The sequence below is a fragment of the Arcicella sp. genome (assembly GCF_964672035.1).
In genome coordinates, this window is sequence record NZ_CBABQS010000020.1 from 48,604 (window position 1) to 64,415 (window position 15,812).

Annotated in this window: 19 protein-coding genes and 1 pseudogene; 8 read left to right on the top strand and 12 right to left on the bottom strand. The window is 35.3% G+C overall.

Annotated elements, in window-relative coordinates; genetic code table 11:
• The first annotated feature begins 124 nt into the window (after window positions 1-124).
• The 3 genes from AC1W31_RS07960 to AC1W31_RS07970 all read left to right on the top strand — a co-directional run bounded on the left by AC1W31_RS07960 (window position 125) and on the right by AC1W31_RS07970 (window position 3,681).
• Complete coding sequence (locus AC1W31_RS07960; protein ID WP_481733893.1) at window positions 125-1,153, top strand: GntR family transcriptional regulator; 1,029 nt, start codon at window positions 125-127, stop codon at window positions 1,151-1,153.
• A gap of 134 nt (window positions 1,154-1,287) precedes the next feature.
• Complete coding sequence (locus AC1W31_RS07965; protein WP_481733894.1) at window positions 1,288-2,082, top strand: UDP-2,3-diacylglucosamine diphosphatase; 795 nt, start codon at window positions 1,288-1,290, stop codon at window positions 2,080-2,082.
• Between the two features lie 66 nt (window positions 2,083-2,148).
• Window positions 2,149-3,681: a glycoside hydrolase family 32 protein gene (locus AC1W31_RS07970; RefSeq protein ID WP_481733895.1), complete on the top strand. Its 1,533-nt coding sequence runs from the start codon at window positions 2,149-2,151 to the stop codon at window positions 3,679-3,681.
• Between the two features lie 75 nt (window positions 3,682-3,756).
• On the opposite strand, the gene AC1W31_RS07975 is transcribed toward AC1W31_RS07970, so the two are convergent.
• The 8 genes from AC1W31_RS07975 to gloA2 form a co-directional block, all read right to left on the bottom strand.
• Window positions 3,757-4,428, bottom strand: a complete 672-nt coding sequence (locus AC1W31_RS07975) for a thiamine diphosphokinase (RefSeq protein WP_481733896.1) — start codon at window positions 4,426-4,428, stop codon at window positions 3,757-3,759.
• A gap of 125 nt (window positions 4,429-4,553) precedes the next feature.
• Window positions 4,554-5,789 carry a dicarboxylate/amino acid:cation symporter gene (locus AC1W31_RS07980; RefSeq protein WP_481733897.1) on the bottom strand — a complete coding sequence of 412 codons (1,236 nt, stop codon included), beginning with the start codon at window positions 5,787-5,789 and terminating at the stop codon, window positions 4,554-4,556.
• A 74-nt stretch (window positions 5,790-5,863) separates the two neighbouring features.
• The gene (locus tag AC1W31_RS07985; protein WP_481733898.1) at window positions 5,864-6,298 is read right to left on the bottom strand and encodes an SRPBCC family protein; all 435 of its coding nucleotides are present in this window, start codon (window positions 6,296-6,298) and stop codon (window positions 5,864-5,866) included.
• Window positions 6,299-6,377: 79 nt separating this feature from the next.
• Window positions 6,378-7,130: a hypothetical protein gene (locus AC1W31_RS07990; protein ID WP_481733899.1), complete on the bottom strand. Its 753-nt coding sequence runs from the start codon at window positions 7,128-7,130 to the stop codon at window positions 6,378-6,380.
• A 218-nt stretch (window positions 7,131-7,348) separates the two neighbouring features.
• On the bottom strand, window positions 7,349-7,684 hold the full coding sequence (locus AC1W31_RS07995; RefSeq protein ID WP_481733900.1) for a hypothetical protein: 336 nt from the start codon (window positions 7,682-7,684) through the stop codon (window positions 7,349-7,351).
• Between the two features lie 73 nt (window positions 7,685-7,757).
• Complete coding sequence (locus AC1W31_RS08000; protein ID WP_481733901.1) at window positions 7,758-8,096, bottom strand: tRNA-binding protein; 339 nt, start codon at window positions 8,094-8,096, stop codon at window positions 7,758-7,760.
• 511 nt (window positions 8,097-8,607) lie between these two features.
• Window positions 8,608-8,952: an RsiV family protein gene (locus AC1W31_RS08005; RefSeq protein ID WP_481733902.1), complete on the bottom strand. Its 345-nt coding sequence runs from the start codon at window positions 8,950-8,952 to the stop codon at window positions 8,608-8,610.
• Between the two features lie 29 nt (window positions 8,953-8,981).
• A complete protein-coding gene (gloA2, locus tag AC1W31_RS08010) occupies window positions 8,982-9,371 on the bottom strand; it encodes an SMU1112c/YaeR family gloxylase I-like metalloprotein (protein WP_481733903.1) in 390 nt (129 codons plus the stop codon).
• Between the two features lie 143 nt (window positions 9,372-9,514).
• Here gloA2 and AC1W31_RS08015 point away from each other — a divergent pair, with 143 nt between their 5' ends.
• Window positions 9,515-9,718: a hypothetical protein gene (locus tag AC1W31_RS08015; protein ID WP_481733904.1), complete on the top strand. Its 204-nt coding sequence runs from the start codon at window positions 9,515-9,517 to the stop codon at window positions 9,716-9,718.
• Window positions 9,719-9,852: 134 nt separating this feature from the next.
• On the opposite strand, the gene AC1W31_RS08020 is transcribed toward AC1W31_RS08015, so the two are convergent.
• Both AC1W31_RS08020 and AC1W31_RS08025 read right to left on the bottom strand, forming a co-directional pair.
• Window positions 9,853-10,611 (bottom strand): bacteriorhodopsin-like, encoded by a 759-nt coding sequence (locus tag AC1W31_RS08020; RefSeq protein WP_481733905.1) that lies wholly within the window; start codon window positions 10,609-10,611, stop codon window positions 9,853-9,855.
• A 117-nt stretch (window positions 10,612-10,728) separates the two neighbouring features.
• Entirely contained in the window at window positions 10,729-11,676 is a 948-nt protein-coding gene (locus AC1W31_RS08025) for a Brp/Blh family beta-carotene 15,15'-dioxygenase (protein WP_481733906.1), read from the bottom strand.
• 149 nt (window positions 11,677-11,825) lie between these two features.
• On the opposite strand from AC1W31_RS08025, the gene AC1W31_RS08030 reads away from it, so the two are divergent.
• The 4 genes from AC1W31_RS08030 to gatC all read left to right on the top strand — a co-directional run bounded on the left by AC1W31_RS08030 (window position 11,826) and on the right by gatC (window position 14,367).
• Window positions 11,826-12,194: a Rid family detoxifying hydrolase gene (locus AC1W31_RS08030; RefSeq protein WP_481733907.1), complete on the top strand. Its 369-nt coding sequence runs from the start codon at window positions 11,826-11,828 to the stop codon at window positions 12,192-12,194.
• A gap of 86 nt (window positions 12,195-12,280) precedes the next feature.
• A complete protein-coding gene (gltX, locus tag AC1W31_RS08035) occupies window positions 12,281-13,792 on the top strand; it encodes a glutamate--tRNA ligase (protein ID WP_481733908.1) in 1,512 nt (503 codons plus the stop codon).
• A gap of 11 nt (window positions 13,793-13,803) precedes the next feature.
• Window positions 13,804-13,980 carry a hypothetical protein gene (locus AC1W31_RS08040; RefSeq protein WP_481733909.1) on the top strand — a complete coding sequence of 59 codons (177 nt, stop codon included), beginning with the start codon at window positions 13,804-13,806 and terminating at the stop codon, window positions 13,978-13,980.
• A gap of 99 nt (window positions 13,981-14,079) precedes the next feature.
• Window positions 14,080-14,367: an Asp-tRNA(Asn)/Glu-tRNA(Gln) amidotransferase subunit GatC gene (gene gatC, locus AC1W31_RS08045; RefSeq protein WP_481733910.1), complete on the top strand. Its 288-nt coding sequence runs from the start codon at window positions 14,080-14,082 to the stop codon at window positions 14,365-14,367.
• Window positions 14,368-14,426: 59 nt separating this feature from the next.
• Here the strand turns inward: gatC and aroB are convergent, their stop codons facing one another.
• Entirely contained in the window at window positions 14,427-15,449 is a 1,023-nt protein-coding gene (gene aroB, locus AC1W31_RS08050) for a 3-dehydroquinate synthase (protein ID WP_481733911.1), read from the bottom strand.
• 117 nt (window positions 15,450-15,566) lie between these two features.
• Window positions 15,567-15,812 (bottom strand): annotated as a pseudogene (locus AC1W31_RS08055) (DeoR/GlpR family DNA-binding transcription regulator); the annotation flags it as partial.

Genomic DNA, 15,812 nt, shown 5'->3' on the forward strand with positions numbered 1-15,812 from the left:
GTTTTAGCCCTGCGAGGTATTTTTTATAAATTTACCAGCATCGCAATCGTTTTTTTTATCGCTTTTAATCTTCGTAAAAATTGCCTTATAAATTTCAAAAGTTTACCAACACGACCCTTTTATTATGATAACAACATTCAGAAACTTTGCTCAGGCAAAGCAAGATTCCAAAACTCCAAAGTATCAACAATTAGTGAATACCTTATTGATAGATATTGAAAAAGGCAATTTACAAACTGGTGAAAGACTGCCTTCAATCAATGAAGCAAGTGAGGAATGTTATCTTTCACGTGATACCGTTGAGCGAGCATACTCAGAGCTTCATCGCTTGGGTGTTATCACTTCAATATTCAGAAAAGGATATTTTATTTCTGGAAAATCGGCTAAAACCAAGACCAAAATTTTGTTTTTAGTCGGAAAAATTACGGAAAATAATAAAGCTATTTTCAATGCGTTTGTCAATTTTGCGGGTAAAGAAGTAGCCGTTGATATTTTTACGTACAATTATAAAAGCGAAAATTTTAGGGAAATCATCAATAATCATCTTGGCAATTATCATTACTATGTCATTATGCCTCACCTAATTGAGGAAACCGAAGAAAATATAAAGTGTTTAAAGAAGATTACGGGCGAAAGATTGATTTTTCTTGAACAATCAATGCCGGCTTTACAACATATAAATTCTTCTATTTTATGTAATTCGGGGGATGAACTTTTTAATGTTTTACAACAAAATGCCAAACATTTCAAAAAATATAAAACTTTGAACTTAGTGTTGACGGAAGAAGAATATTTTGATTCAGCATTAATGACAGGTTTTAGAAATTTCTGTGAAATCAATCACTATGATTTTCAAGTGTTGGATGGTTTCCAAGATGAAGAAGTTGAAGAAGGCCACGTTTATCTCACAATGGATGATGCCGATTTAGTAGCAGTCATCAAATCTGTTCAAAATCAGGAATTTGAATTAGGAAAACAAGTAGGAATAATTTCGTTGAATGACTCTTGTTATAAAGAAATTTTGGCGGGAGGAATCAGTATTATTTCTTCAAAGCCAAAAGAAATTGGCAAATTAGCCGCAGAAATGATTCTCGGTGGCAAACGCCAAAGTGTGAACGTTTCGATGGAAATGATATTGAGAAAATCACTTTAAAAAAAATCCTATTTAAGTTATGATTCGGGAGGTTTCGTTTTTACGAAATCTCCCTTTTTTATGCACCAGTAAATTTCCGTATCTTTGGGCATGAAAGATTGGACAATTATCCAGTTTTTAGCCATAAAAAATGTATGACTTCTATTAATTTACAGAAAGATAAAAAAATATATTTTGCCTCAGATTTCCATTTGGGCTATCCCGACCATCAATCCAGTCTCGCCCGTGAACGAAAAATCGTTGCCTGGCTTGAGGCTATTAAAAATGATGCACAAGTCATTTTCTTAGTAGGAGATATTTTTGATTTTTGGTTCGAATACAAAAATGTTGTTCCAAAAGGCTACGTCCGTTTGTTGGGTAAATTGGCAGAATTATCAGATTTAAGGATAGAAATCATTATTTTTTCGGGTAATCACGATATTTGGATGTTCGATTATTTTACGAAAGAAATGGGCATAAAGGTTTATCGAGATTTTCAGGAGTATTCGGTTGGCAGTAATGTAGGCCTTCTACCCAAAACTTTCTATATCGTTCACGGAGATGGTTTAGGGCCTGGCGATTTTGGCTATAAATATTTAAAGAAAGTATTTGAAAGTAAACTCTCGCAATGGGCTTTTGGCTGGATTCACCCACAAGTAGGGATTTCGTTGGCTACGTGGTGGTCGGGCAGTAGAAAAGACGAAGAACGCATCAAACGAGAATTGCAATTTAGGGGTGATAGCGAATGGCTGTGGAGTTTTGCCAAAGAACAAGAAGCCCTAAAACACCACGATTTCTACATTTTTGGGCATCGACATTTGTTGTTAGATTTACCCGTGAGTGACAATAGTCGATATATAAACCTCGGTCAGTGGGCGTATGATGATGAAAATAGCTATCATTTTGCGGTTTTTGATGGGGTAGAATTAGTTGTTGAAAAATATTTATAAAAGTAAATCTTTAATACTAAACAACTCATGGCATGACTTTGAGTCATGCCATGAGTAAAATCTAACATGAAAAAATCATACCTACTTTCCCTATTTTTACCTTTTTTACCCTTTTTGTCTTTTAGTCAAACGCCCAAAGAAACCCCGCATTGGCGACCAAATTATCATTTTTCTCCCCTTAAAAACTGGACCAATGACCCCAATGGTTTAGTTTATCATCAAGGACAATATCACCTTTTTTATCAACACAATCCTTTTAAAAATAACTGGGGCCACATGAGTTGGGGACACGCTGTAAGCAAAAATCTCGTAGATTGGGAACATCTTCCCTTGGCAATTCCAGAAGATTCCGTTTGGATTTTTTCGGGAAGTGTGGTGGTTGACAAGAACAATTCAAGTGGCTTTCAAACAGGTAATCAACCTTGTAGGGTTGCCCTTTATACGGCCGATTATCACGATGGGAAAAAGGAGGCTCAATATCTTGCCTATTCCAACGACAATGGTACAACTTGGACCAAATATGCGGGTAATCCAGTCATCGATTTACAAATGACCGACTTCCGTGACCCGCACGTAATTTGGCATGAAAAAACCCAACAATGGGTAATGAGTGTAGTTTTTCCAAAAGAATTTAAGGTAATATTTTTTACCTCAAAAAACTTAAAAAATTGGACTCGAACGGGTGAATTTGGTAATCAGGGAGAGATGCGTAAAATATGGGAATGTCCTGCCTTAGTTGAAATGCCAGTCGATGGTAATTCTCAAGATACCAGATGGTTACTATTTGTTTCAACCAATGGCGTACACGATAAATTTGAAGGAATGCAGTATTTTGTGGGTGAATTTAACGGAACAACATTCAAAAATAGCAATACGCCCGAGACGAAATTATACGTAGATTATGGCAAAGATTTTTATGCCGCAATTCCCTATACCAACGCTCCAAATAATCAGAAAATATTGTTGGGCTGGATGTCAAGTTGGCAATATGCTGATGCGATGCCCACATTTCCTTGGAAAGGGCAAATGGCCATTCCAAGAGATATAAATTTACGGTCAACACCCAGTGGTTTGAGGCTTTTTCAAGAACCTATTACAACCTTAAAACCGAAGAAAGATTATTTAACTTTCGAGAAAGAAAATTTTGTACTTTCCAAAGAAAAGCAAATCAGTGGCACATCACTTTTTGCCAATAATTCCTACATGGTTGAAGTTGAATTTAGCATAAAATCTACCAAAGATTTTGGATTAAAAATCGCACAAAAAAAAGACAAGAAGGATGATAAAAAAAATTTGCAAGAGACCATTATTGGTTACGATGTAGTGAGTCATCAATTATACATTGACCGAAGAAAATCGGGGCAAATTATTAAAGAAAATTTCCCTTCCATAGAAAAAGCTGATTTAAAATTTGAAGATAAAACCTTGAAATTGAAGATTTTAGTGGATAAATCATCGGTAGAAGTATTCGCCAATGATGGACAAATTGCGATGACGAGTTTAATATATCCAGACGAAAAAGCGAATATTTTTTCTTTGTTTACAAATGGCGGCAAAGTGAAGGTTAGATATTTGAAAATTATGGATTTATCGAAGTAGTGATTTTCGATGTTCGTAATTCGATGTTCGATGTCAGGAAATGAACATCGAATTACGAACCGTGCAACGGTCGCATCAAACATCAAAATCCACACATTCCATCATCAATAAATCACCTTCGTCGTAGATAACTTTAATCATTCCATCTTCTTCAACTTCATTGCTACTTCCAGTTCTATAACCAATCGTAAGGTTTTCATTATCAAGAGAATACTTTAAATTTTGAGTTGTAATTCCAGTCGCTATTCCAACGGGTATTAATGAAATAGGCGTACCTTTTGGATACCATTTTTCATAAGTTTTCGGCAGTAAAAAAATCTTCGAGTAGTCATCAATGATCACAATTTTGAGTTGCTCTCTGAAACGGACGATATTCGTAATATTCGTAATGGTGTGATCGGCTCGTCGGCCCGTTGCCCAAACTACATTTGCAGCAGGAAATCCACGGCCGATAAGATACTCAAAGGCTTTTTCAAGGTCAGTTTTGTCTTGGTCGGGTGTATAAACGATTTCAATCGGATACTGCTCTTTTCTAATATTTTCAGCATCAAAATCTCTATCAAAATCCCCTAAAAGCACATCTACCTTGATATTCAATTCTAATACTCGATGAATCGCCGAGTCCAAAACAATCACCAACGGCGACCATTCCAATAATTCGCCCATGAGTTCAAAACTGCACGCTTCGCCATTGGCAATGATTAAAGCAGGCTCCTGTTCGTCCCGTATAACGTGATGTGATGACATATTTTATTTACAAAATAATAGACCACGGATGACACGGATTTAACAGATTTCAACAGATTTTTTATGCTTAATCCGTGTAAATCCGTTAAATCTGTACAATCCGTGGTCTAACTTGAGCTATATATTTAATCTACCATATTCAATTCCCCTTCCCACTTTGCTACAACTGCCGTTGCTACTGCATTTCCAGCTACTGAGGTTGCTGAACGCCCCATATCCAATAACCAATCCACCGCAAAAAGTAGAATTAAACCCTCTGAAGGCAGATTAAACATCGACATCGTTCCTGCAATAACTACCAGCGAAGCACGTGGCACACCCGCAATTCCTTTACTCGTTACCAAGAGCGTAAGCATCATCGTAACCTGTTGCGCAATCGTCAATTCAATGCCATACGCCTGTGCAATAAAGCCCACAGCGAAGGTCATGTACATCATCGAACCATCCAAATTAAATGAATATCCTAAGGGCAACACGAAACTCACAATGCGTTCAGATACACCAAATTTCTTTAACTGCTCAATCTGCAAAGGCATTGAAGCCTCTGAACTTGCGGTACTAAAAGATAAGAAAAGGGCGTCTTTTACATAAACTAAAAGTTTCCAATAAGGCACTTTTACGAACAAACAAATGGTGGGTAGTACTGCCAAAATAAAGAAAGCCAACGTAGCGAAAAAACAAACAATCAAATATAAATATCCACCTAAAATGCCTAATCCTTTTTGGGCAATTACCGCTGCCACAGCACCAAAAACGCCATAAGGAGCAAATCCCATTACGTAAGAAACAATTTTGAACATCACTTCCGAAACGGCATCTAACCCTTTGATGATGATTTTTCCGTGGTCGCCAATCGCAGCCGTGGCAATTCCAAAGAATACTGAAAATACAACAATTTGGAGAATTTCGTTCGTAGCTAAAGCTTCAAAAAAACTTTGAGGGAAAAGGTGCGTAATAAAATTTTCCATCGTCATTTTCTTCACTTCAATTCCCGTATCCGCTCCAACCGATGGCAAATCAATGCGCATCATTCTGCCTGGTCGAAGGATATTTACGGCAATTAGTCCAGTCAAAAGTGATAATAGTGTGGCGAAATAAAAATACCCTAACGTTTTTGCGCCAATTCTTCCGACTAATTTAAAATCGCCTAATTTGGCAATTCCAACGGTCAAAATTGAGAAAATTAGTGGTCCAATAATCATTTTAATCATTCTGAGGAAAATTTTACTCAAAAGATTCAAATAAGTACTTGCAGAATTGAGCGAGTCAGGATTGTCTTGGTAGGTTTTGTTGAGAATATAGCCAACAATGATACCAAGCGACATGCCGATAAAGATTTTCCAGGTAATGTTTAATTTCATTGATTTTTAGATTGGTTGATTGCTAATTTCAACAAATATAACCATTATCTGCTTGTACTGCAAACCGAGTGTTTTTACTCAAAAACCTTACGATAAATTGGTTTTCGATATAAAAATTGTAAATACATCAATGGAAAAAATAGGTAATCCGTTAAGATAGTGGGGGTTTTGAAGGTAATATCATCAATAATAATAGTTCCTTCTCCATCTTTTACCATGCCGTGGCGATGATGCCAGTAACTCAAAAAGAAGGGTAACTTCGTACCTTCATCAATAAAATAAATTTCAGATTCTGTTCGCTTTTGGTCGATAATATCCGAAATCCAATCTTGCTTAAAAAGCAGAAAATTAAGTTCCAAATGCACTTTATCACCTTTCAAACATCCGCCAAATGCTTTGACTTTTACGGGAGGAAATGGCGGAGCTAATTTTGAAAATAAGGCTAAATTAAAGCCTTCCCAAACTTTGGGAAGGCTCTGATTGACTTTTGTCGATATTTTTATGTTCATTTTTTGATTTACGATCTACGATTTTTAAATAACGATATATGGCAAATCCAAAATCGCTAAATCAAAAATCCCAAATCATTTAATATTCCTGTAATTTCATCGCCTCTACAGCAATATTCTTTGATATTCCAGAATAATCTGGAAAGTAAATAGCAATCTTGCCAAAAGTTTCAATCGTTTCTAAATGTCCTGCTGTCAACGGGTCCGAGGTAATTGCGTGAACATTAATTTTACTATTGTAATTTGTATAAATTCCTTTATGATTCTCCGAATAAAAACCCTCCAACATGATAGTAGAAGCAGAATGCCACAATTCATGAGCAAACTGACTGTGGGTATCTGATGTATGTAAAACGCCTGATTGCCAATCAATTACCTGATAACTCATATTTTTTACCCACGTTTTTGCCATAAATGGGAAGGGTCTGGAAGCATCAATTCCGTTTTCAGAAGCCAATGTTTTTACTAATAATTCCAATTCTTCCAAACCATTTACATCTTGTTCAATTGTGATAACTTTCCAATTTTTCACATAAGCGTATATCAACATGGCCGCTCCATGATTCAAAGAAGTATCCGTTTTTATGTAAGTATCTTTTATCGAAGAGATAAGCGCTTTTCCATTGATAATGGAAATTTCTCCCTGTAAACTATCAACTACGCCGATAGCAAAAAGGTTTTCTCGGGGGAGTGTATCTAAGCGAATTTTAGTCGATAAATCAGCATCGAGCATTATTTTACGAAGTTCTCCAGCAAATTTAACTTCGGGGTTTTGAGCGAATATTGGGAACGTAACGTATATGACCAATATATATGAAAATAGAAGTTTCATAAAACGGTGATGTTAGTGTATGATAAATTTTGACTGGTTTCAGAGAGTAAGTATTTCTCAACACTAACAACTTATTGCCCATGAAATAACGCCAATTTACGAAACTTATTTCGTGATACACGACAAAACGACTCATAACAAATAGAGACTACAATTTCCATGCCACCATCTTGATTATGAAAGCTTTATAACTAAAAACAGAGGAGTTATTAAGCGTTTTAGCCAATAAAAAACTTGATTATTGCCATTAAAATAACCTTGCCCGCTTCAACCACAATATTAATTATGATTTGCGTAACATTTTTAACCAAATTCACAATCGACTGGATAATAGATTTTGCAATTTGATCGCTTGTAGGTTTTTCAACTTCTTTTTTTACGAGAGAATGATGGTTGGAAAATTGAAGATTGTAGGAAGCATTTTTGAGTGAATCAATTTTAATTTGACGATTTTCACGTCCATGGATAATCGTTGAAGACTCCAAGAAACCAAAGCCTGTTGTAGTGGTCAATATTACAAAAAAGAAAAATGTGTAGAGCAGTTTGTGTTTCATTTTAATTGAGGTTTAAAATCTCCTGCAAAGATAACTAACTAAGTAATAGATTGTTACAATTTATGCTGAAATTTTACGCCAATCTTGTACCGTTGGGTACGGCACATTCAATAGATGATAAAACAACTTCACCTTCTGGTAAAATATAGCCTGTTACTAAGATTTCAGAAATAAAATTGGCAATTTGTCTGGGTGGAAAATTTGTTACGCATAAAATCTGTCTGCCCAAAAGTTCTTCTTTTGAATAAAGTTTAGTTAATTGTGCGGAAGATTGTTTAATACCCATTTCTTCGCCCAAATCTACTTTCAACTGATAAGCTGGCTTTTTTGCTTTTGGAAAATCATTAACCTCAATAATTGTTCCTGCCCTAAGTTCAACTTTTTCAAAATCCTGCCAAGTAATTATTTCCATGCTTATTAATTTTTACAAAATATTAAAGATAAATTTCAAACTGAATGTATTCGTTTTACTGGTTTTATTCAAAACGGACACTCAAATTTTTAAGAAAGTATAGTGTTCAATCCTTAACTGTCTGATTGAGAATTATCAAATGGTAATATAATTTATTTGCTAATATTCTTAGTGTAAATTAGGTAATTCTACGCTAAAATTCTTTAAAAAAAGTTGTTTTCTTTGCATTATAAATTTATCTCTAAGAAATGTATATCATCATTCCTATATTAGCTATCAGTCTCTTAGCGTTTGGTGCATATCTTCTACTGAATGTCTTAGGTATAAATATTAGATTTTTTTCTACTAAAAAACGCTTTTTTTAGCAGAAAGCACTTAGTGAATCCGAGTTATAATCCTTCATTCACGTGTTAAAATCGCAAATTAATAGTTGTTCACCCTAAATTCCCGCTTACCAACACAGTCGGTAGTGTAATCTTTCAAAATGATTACACTACCGCTTATTTCTTTTTTATTTCAGGATTTCTTTCAATTGTTGATACGGAATTTCCAAAGTCGTAATTCCTGCAACGTAGGGTTTTATTTCATACACATTAAACAAAAATTTGATTCCTTTTTCAGTAAGCAAGAAATTATCATTCAAGATAAACCACTGGTTATCAAAGAAATACCCTACTTCTTCACTTAATTTATCCGCAGGTTTAAGCCCTTCTTGTTTTCTAAAATTCTCTTCGTCAATCATCAAAATTTTTTGGTCGTATCCTTTCTTAAACAAATCATCCAACGTAATTCTTTTAAATTCTTTGCGATTATACACGTAATAATATTCCATGGTGATGGAATGATTTCCACCCATAAACAAATTGGTGCTTAGTGGCAAACAATTTACTTCTGATAAAACTCAATTGGTAAATTATCTGGGTCATTAATAAAAAAGAAGGCTTTCTCCGTAAATTCATCAATTCTAATCTCTTCACAATCAACAGTTTGACTCAATAAACAATTCCTCGTTTCATTAATATCATTTACCTCAAAAGCTAAATGCCGCAAACCACAAGCCTCTGGACGAGAAGCTCGTGCGGTAGGATTTGGGAATGAAAACAATTCGATTTGATAAAGTTCATTTAACGATAAATCCAATTTATAGGATTGGCGTTCAGCACGATAAACTTCGCTTTGAATTTTAAACCCTAAGATTTCGGTATAAAAATGTTTTGATTTTTGATAATCAGAACAAATGATGGCAACGTGGTGGATATGGTTGATTTGAAGCATTTGAAAGTTTTATGTATTTCACAAAGTTAGAAAAAGGGTTTCAAAAACGGAACCTCTATTGATGATTGATAGCGATTTTTTTAAAGCCAAAACTTTAAGCCATAGAAATTGTTTAAGTTTTATAAATCCTAAAAAATCTCCCAATGAAAACCAAGACCACTTCCATTTTACTGAGTATTTTTTACTTCACATTCTGCATTTTTGTCATTTTCCACAATGCTTCCTATCGTTTGGAATTACTTTTTAGTGGAAAATATTTGGTATTCCTACTAATAAGTGTCGTTGTTTTCATCGTACTAATGAAGGTAATTCAAGAAATAAATAACGAAAATGGAAACGATTTTTAAAGGCTATACGTTGATAATACAATTCACAATTCTTTCGAGGATGTTACGAATTGTGTTCAATAGAAAAAGGCAGGGAGTTCCATTCCCTGCCTTTACTATTTACTCGAAATTTTACTTGTGGTTGGTAATTAAGATTACGCAAGTTTAGTTTGTTCAGCCGCCGTTGCTTTTTTAGCGATAGTATAAACCACTAAACCAAATCCAATCTTGTTGATAGCATCGGCAATATTGTAAGCTAAATCAACTGGTGAACTTTTTGTAAAGTCAGCACCTGCTACTAAACCATGAAGAATGTTTCCTGGCAACATGCAATATCCGATTGGATAGATTGCCCAGCCTACTAATGTAAACCATCTCATCACTTTGTAACCTTCAACAACCGCTGAGTTGTTTGAAGTTGCTACCAATTTAGAAGCCTCACCCAAGTAGATTTCATAGATGATCACTGCCCAACCGGCTGTCGAGATAATTCCCCACATCACGTTGCTTTCTGGAGTAACTGCTTCTCCAATGTAGCCTGCAACTAACATCAAAATCGAACCTGCTAATAAGCGCACTAACATTCCACCTTTCGCACCAGCTGGCTTCAAAATTAAGAAATACTCAACGCACATCAGAGGAACGGTTAAAGTCCAGTCTATGTAACGGAATTGGGTTGGGGATGTTCCTGTCTCTAACCATATACCTCTCATGTAGAAGTAGTGAACGGCGGCGATAAAAGTAATCAACCCAGAAATGGTTAATGATGTTTTCCACTTGTCCGAAACGCCACCTCTTTCAACAAAGAAAAAGATTGAAGCTGCCAACATAGACATGTAGCCTGTGAAAAATGTAAATCCGATGTAATCACCAGCTTGGAGATTACCATTCAAGAGGATGTTGAATGTGTTCATAATGGTAAATGTTTGGGTTTTAATGGACTTTTTAAATATGAAATTAAACTATTTCAATTAACTTAACTTAATGTTGATTCTTTTTGTTCAATTTATTTTAAAAAAGATGAAAAAAAATTATTCCGTGCCATTATTCATCTGATGAGCAATGATAAGGTGAGGCAATGTTATAAGAGAAATAAAAATGAATAGAATGGGGAAAGGGTCAAAAAATTGAGTGTATATGTTACAGTACCAAAGGAAAGCACAAAGGAATACGATTGCCAAAAATGTAAAAGGCAATGTTTTTAAATATACCAACTTGAACGAAAGTGTGGGATAATCTTTTCGTAAATAATTGTGAATATTATCAAAAGCACAGAGGGCGTGCCAACCCCCAAAATAGAGCGCAAAGGCGGGCAACAAAGGTAGCCAGACCGATAAAACAAGGATTAGGCTAAGACGTAAAATTCTAATCTTATCAAAATCTATCAAATATTTTGATTGAGCAACAATGAAAATTGTGGTGAAAGATAGTCCCAATAGATAAAGTATTTGTTTGACGTTCAAGTTAATAAAATTCCAAAAAATTAAAACAAAATTATTACTTCCTACCATTTTAGTTGCAATGGGTTCAACTTCACTTATGTGCGTTAAAAGAATAAATCCTAAAATATAAAACCCGTAAATTAACCTTGTAAATGACCAAATTAAAGCATTTTTGGGCACTTTCTCTAAATCTGTTTCACCAAAATGCCAAGCTGAAATAATAAGAAAAATTAACAAACTCAGGCCAGAAAACCAAAACCAAGTTAAGGCATACAAAGCCATTATGAGGACGTATTTAATAATAAATCCAGAAAAATAATATTTCTTATTTAGTTTTTTATCTGTTGATTCTTGAATCAAATGGTCTAAAGCACCATGCGGAATGCCCGTTAAAAGTATCAACGAAACAAAGAAAATTACTTGAATATTTTGGGATAAAGTGCCCTGAAAATACTGCCAAATTAGTAGCATAAAGCCTAATAAAACGGTTATCCAAGTGGGCGTCTTTATGAATATGTCGAATACTCGTAGTTTCATTTTGTTTATTTAGATTACAATAATAATTAAACAAGCATTAAATTAGTTTGTTTGAATTAATTTTTAAGTCCATTACAAACTGATAAATTAATAAAAACCCTCTTGATTTCGTAACTTGCAGAATAAATTAGAAAACAAATCTAAAAAAGATGAAACAAATCATTTTTACTGAAAAAGCACCCTCCGCTATTGGTCCATATTCGCAAGCAGTTCTTTCAAACGGGACTTTATACGTATCCGGGCAAATTGCTTTGGCTTTGGTTGAGGCAGGAGCAAATATTGAAGACGAAACTCGTCAGGTAATGAAAAATATGCAAGCCATTTTGGAAGCCGCCAACATGACTTTCGAGAATGTGGTAAAATGCACAATTTTCGTAAAAGACATGAATAATTTTGTGGCAATTAATGGCGTTTATGGTGAATATTTTACCACAAATCCACCCGCAAGAGAAACCGTTGAAGTGGCTCGTTTGCCAAAGGATGTTAATGTTGAAATTTCGTGCATTGCAGTAGTATAGTTGTGATTTTTAAGTTGTGATGTGTGAGTTAAAATTGTTCTCCTAAAATCACAATTCACAAATCACTAAATCACAAATTATTTAAGATGTCAAATAAACCAGTAAGAGTACGTTTTGCACCAAGTCCAACGGGCGGATTACACATTGGGGGGGTCAGAACAGCATTATATAACTATCTATTAGCCAAACAGTTAGGCGGAAAAATGTTGCTCCGCATCGAGGATACAGACCAAACTCGGTTTGTAGAAGGTGCCGAAGAATATATCATCGAAGCCCTCTCATGGGTGGGCATTACCATTGACGAAGGTGTGGGCGTTGGTGGCCCACACTTCCCCTATCGCCAATCGGAACGTAAGGCAATGTACATGGATTATGCCATGCAATTAATCAATTCAGGGAAAGCATACTACGCTTTTGATACTTCCGAAGAATTGGATGCGATACGTCAAAAACTTGAAAGTGAGGGTTCAGCCTTCCAATATAATGCCGCAACGAGAACAAAATTAAATAATTCCTTGACGCTTTCAGAAGCTGAAACGAAAGCAAAAATTGAGGCGGGTGTTCCATTCGTAATCCGTTTTAAAGTACCACCAAAAGAAGAAATTCGTTTTAAAGATATTATCCGTGATTGGGTTTTGGTACATTCTTCAACGGTGGATGATAAGGTTTTGATGAAGTCGGACGGAATGCCGACGTATCACCTTGCTCATGCCGTGGATGACCATTTAATGGAGATTTCGCACGTTATTCGTGGGGAAGAATGGTTGCCTTCTGCCCCTTTGCACGTACTCTTATATCGTGCTTTTGGATGGGAGGAAAGTATGCCTCAGTTTGCCCATTTGCCCCTTTTATTGAAACCAGAAGGCAACGGAAAACTCTCAAAAAGGGATGCAGATTCGGGTGGATTTCCGATTTTCCCGCTCTCTTGGACAACGCCAGACGGTGTAAAAGCCATTGGTTTTAGAGAAGAGGGATATTTGAAAGAAGCACTCGTAAACTTCTTAGCTTTCTTGGGGTGGAATCCTGGAACGGAGCAAGAAATGTTTTCGATGGATGATTTAATTACGGCCTTTTCTTTGGAAAAAATCAATAAATCAGGAGCAAAGTTTGACATAAATAAAGCAAAATGGTACAATCAGCAATATTTAAAATTAGCTTCGGATGAAGCGTTGGCTAAAGCATATTTGCCTGATTATGAATTAGGTACGGCAATAAAATTAACGCATCTATTCAAGGAAAGAGTAACGTTTCCACAAGAAATTGCCAAAGAAGCCCAAAGCCTTTTGACAACGCCAACATCTTATGATGTGGCAATTGTTGCCTCAAAATGGAATGTTGATGCGAAAAATGGCATCACAGCTTTGAAGCATATTTTACCAAATATTGAAAATTTTGTTGCCGATGAAATCAAGCACGCTTTAAGTGATGAATTGGAAAAGTTAGGCATAAAAATGGGCAAAATGATGCAGATGCTAAGAATCGCTATCATGGGAACGGGAACAGGACCAGATTTGATGCTTTCGATGGAACTTATGGGTAAAGATGAAGTTAATTTGAGATTAGAAAAGGCTTTGGCAGAATTGCCTGAGATATTATAAATAATAAAACTATGGCTAAGAAAAAAGAAGTTAAAAAAGAAGAACTTCCCAAAGTCCACAAAGACCTTGAAGGTTTCGATATTTCCATCAATACATTCGGTGAAATTAATCGCTCGATTGATATTGAAAAAATTAATGAGTTTTTGAACAAAAATATGGATGATAAGAAACTGAGGAATAGGGAGTAAATTTCGATGCTTGGTTTTCGATATTTGGTGCGACCTACGCTTCGGTTTGGTTTAACCGAAAATCGAACCGAAACGTCGGCCGAATCAAAAATCGAAAAAATGAACATAGACAAAGAATCACTACAAAAAATAGCGCATCTCTCCCGTTTAGAGTTGCCCGAATCTGCCGAGAGAGAAATGATGGATTCGCTGAATTCAGTATTGACTTGGATGGAAGAATTAAACGAAATTAATACCGATAATATAAAGCCACTGACACACATGAGCCTGGAAATCAACGCTTTGCGTGAAGATAAAGTCATTCCAAACATCAGCCGTGAACAAGGTTTAAAAAATGCTCCGAAGCAAGATGGCGAATATTTTAGAGTTCCGAAGGTGATAGAGTAAACTGAGGAGGAATGGAGGAATGGATTTACTGTCTCTATTCCTCCTTTTTACCTTTCTTCCTATTGATAATATTCAAGTGCCTTTTTCATCTCCATCTTCGACACCGAAATATCATATCCACATTTTCCTGCTTCTTCCAACAATGAAAATCTCACTTCTTTTCCTTTATTTTTCTTGTCTTGTGAAGTCAAAGCAATGATTAGTTCAATGTCAGAATCTTTGATGGTGGCTTTTCCATAAACTGAAAAAATGAATTCTTCGATATTCTCCAATGTTTTTTGGTCAATCATACCACGTTTGAAAGAAATGAAGGCTTCGCAAATCATTCCAGCCGCTATGGCTTCTCCGTGAAGTAAATGGAGTTTTGGTTTTCCTAAGAAATAAGTCTCAATGGCGTGACCCAAAGTATGTCCAAAATTTAGTATTTTTCTAAGACCTTTTTCTGTGGGGTCTTCCGCTACAATTTGCTGTTTTATGGCTACTGAGTGAGCAATTAAATCAGTAAAGTTTTGTTCTTCAAAGTCTTTTCTACGGATTTCCTCCCACTTTTTACCGTCCATAATTAAGCAATGTTTAATTATTTCGGCAAAACCAGAACGTAATTCGCTGTACGATAAAGTCTTCAAAAAATCAGCATCAATTAATACCGTATTTGGAATATGAAAGACGCCAATATGGTTTTTAAATCCCTGAAAATCAATACCTAACTTCCCTCCTACGCTGGCATCTACCTGCGAAAGCAAGGTGGTTGGAATTTGGATAAAATCAACGCCTCTTTTATAAGTTGAAGCACAAAAACCTCCCATATCACCGATGACTCCTCCACCTAAATCAATGACTAAGCTATGACGGTCTAATTCATGATCGGTCATGGCTTGCCAAATCTTCTGACAAGTGTCTAAATTCTTTTCGGATTCACCCGATTTAATTTTTACTAAATTGTGTTTTCCTAAGAATGGCTTAATCGTTGGATAACAATATTTGAAGGTATTTTCATCAACAATTACTTGAATTTTTGTGTATGGATTGGCATTCAAAAATGCAGGAAGAGTTTCGGAAATTGGAGAAATTTGGACGGACATTTTTTTAATTAACAGTTGATAATTAACAGTTAGGAAAAATATAATCCTAAACGTTTACTTAATGTATTATCAAAATTAACCAATTTTTGTCAAATCATTTTCAAATGAATTTCAGAATCAAAGAATATACCCAACTTTTGATTGATAGGATTCTAAAATTTGATGGGTAGGCGAAAGTTCAGTAATTAAATAATCCACTTTATCCAGTGAACAAACTTGTAAACGTAAAGTAGAATTTAATTTTTCTGAAATTATGGGCGTAATTAATTGTTTAGAAGCCTTCATCATCGCCTTTTTTACCTGTACCACTTCATAATCTGAATCACTAATTCCGTCTTGGTCAAAGCCATTGATTCCTAAAAT

What these genes read in the sequence shown, in the direction of transcription:
- AC1W31_RS07960 (WP_481733893.1), top strand. Translation starts at nt 125, where the DNA reads ATGATAACAACATTCAGAAACTTTGCTCAGGCAAAGCAAGATTCCAAA.
- AC1W31_RS07965 (WP_481733894.1), top strand. Translation starts at nt 1,288, where the DNA reads ATGACTTCTATTAATTTACAGAAAGATAAAAAAATATATTTTGCCTCA.
- AC1W31_RS07970 (WP_481733895.1), top strand. Translation starts at nt 2,149, where the DNA reads ATGAAAAAATCATACCTACTTTCCCTATTTTTACCTTTTTTACCCTTT.
- AC1W31_RS07975 (WP_481733896.1), bottom strand. Translation starts at nt 4,428, where the DNA reads ATGTCATCACATCACGTTATACGGGACGAACAGGAGCCTGCTTTAATC.
- AC1W31_RS07980 (WP_481733897.1), bottom strand. Translation starts at nt 5,789, where the DNA reads ATGAAATTAAACATTACCTGGAAAATCTTTATCGGCATGTCGCTTGGT.
- AC1W31_RS07985 (WP_481733898.1), bottom strand. Translation starts at nt 6,298, where the DNA reads ATGAACATAAAAATATCGACAAAAGTCAATCAGAGCCTTCCCAAAGTT.
- AC1W31_RS07990 (WP_481733899.1), bottom strand. Translation starts at nt 7,130, where the DNA reads ATGAAACTTCTATTTTCATATATATTGGTCATATACGTTACGTTCCCA.
- AC1W31_RS07995 (WP_481733900.1), bottom strand. Translation starts at nt 7,684, where the DNA reads ATGAAACACAAACTGCTCTACACATTTTTCTTTTTTGTAATATTGACC.
- AC1W31_RS08000 (WP_481733901.1), bottom strand. Translation starts at nt 8,096, where the DNA reads ATGGAAATAATTACTTGGCAGGATTTTGAAAAAGTTGAACTTAGGGCA.
- AC1W31_RS08005 (WP_481733902.1), bottom strand. Translation starts at nt 8,952, where the DNA reads ATGGGTGGAAATCATTCCATCACCATGGAATATTATTACGTGTATAAT.
- gloA2 (WP_481733903.1), bottom strand. Translation starts at nt 9,371, where the DNA reads ATGCTTCAAATCAACCATATCCACCACGTTGCCATCATTTGTTCTGAT.
- AC1W31_RS08015 (WP_481733904.1), top strand. Translation starts at nt 9,515, where the DNA reads ATGAAAACCAAGACCACTTCCATTTTACTGAGTATTTTTTACTTCACA.
- AC1W31_RS08020 (WP_481733905.1), bottom strand. Translation starts at nt 10,611, where the DNA reads ATGAACACATTCAACATCCTCTTGAATGGTAATCTCCAAGCTGGTGAT.
- AC1W31_RS08025 (WP_481733906.1), bottom strand. Translation starts at nt 11,676, where the DNA reads ATGAAACTACGAGTATTCGACATATTCATAAAGACGCCCACTTGGATA.
- AC1W31_RS08030 (WP_481733907.1), top strand. Translation starts at nt 11,826, where the DNA reads ATGAAACAAATCATTTTTACTGAAAAAGCACCCTCCGCTATTGGTCCA.
- gltX (WP_481733908.1), top strand. Translation starts at nt 12,281, where the DNA reads ATGTCAAATAAACCAGTAAGAGTACGTTTTGCACCAAGTCCAACGGGC.
- AC1W31_RS08040 (WP_481733909.1), top strand. Translation starts at nt 13,804, where the DNA reads ATGGCTAAGAAAAAAGAAGTTAAAAAAGAAGAACTTCCCAAAGTCCAC.
- gatC (WP_481733910.1), top strand. Translation starts at nt 14,080, where the DNA reads ATGAACATAGACAAAGAATCACTACAAAAAATAGCGCATCTCTCCCGT.
- aroB (WP_481733911.1), bottom strand. Translation starts at nt 15,449, where the DNA reads ATGTCCGTCCAAATTTCTCCAATTTCCGAAACTCTTCCTGCATTTTTG.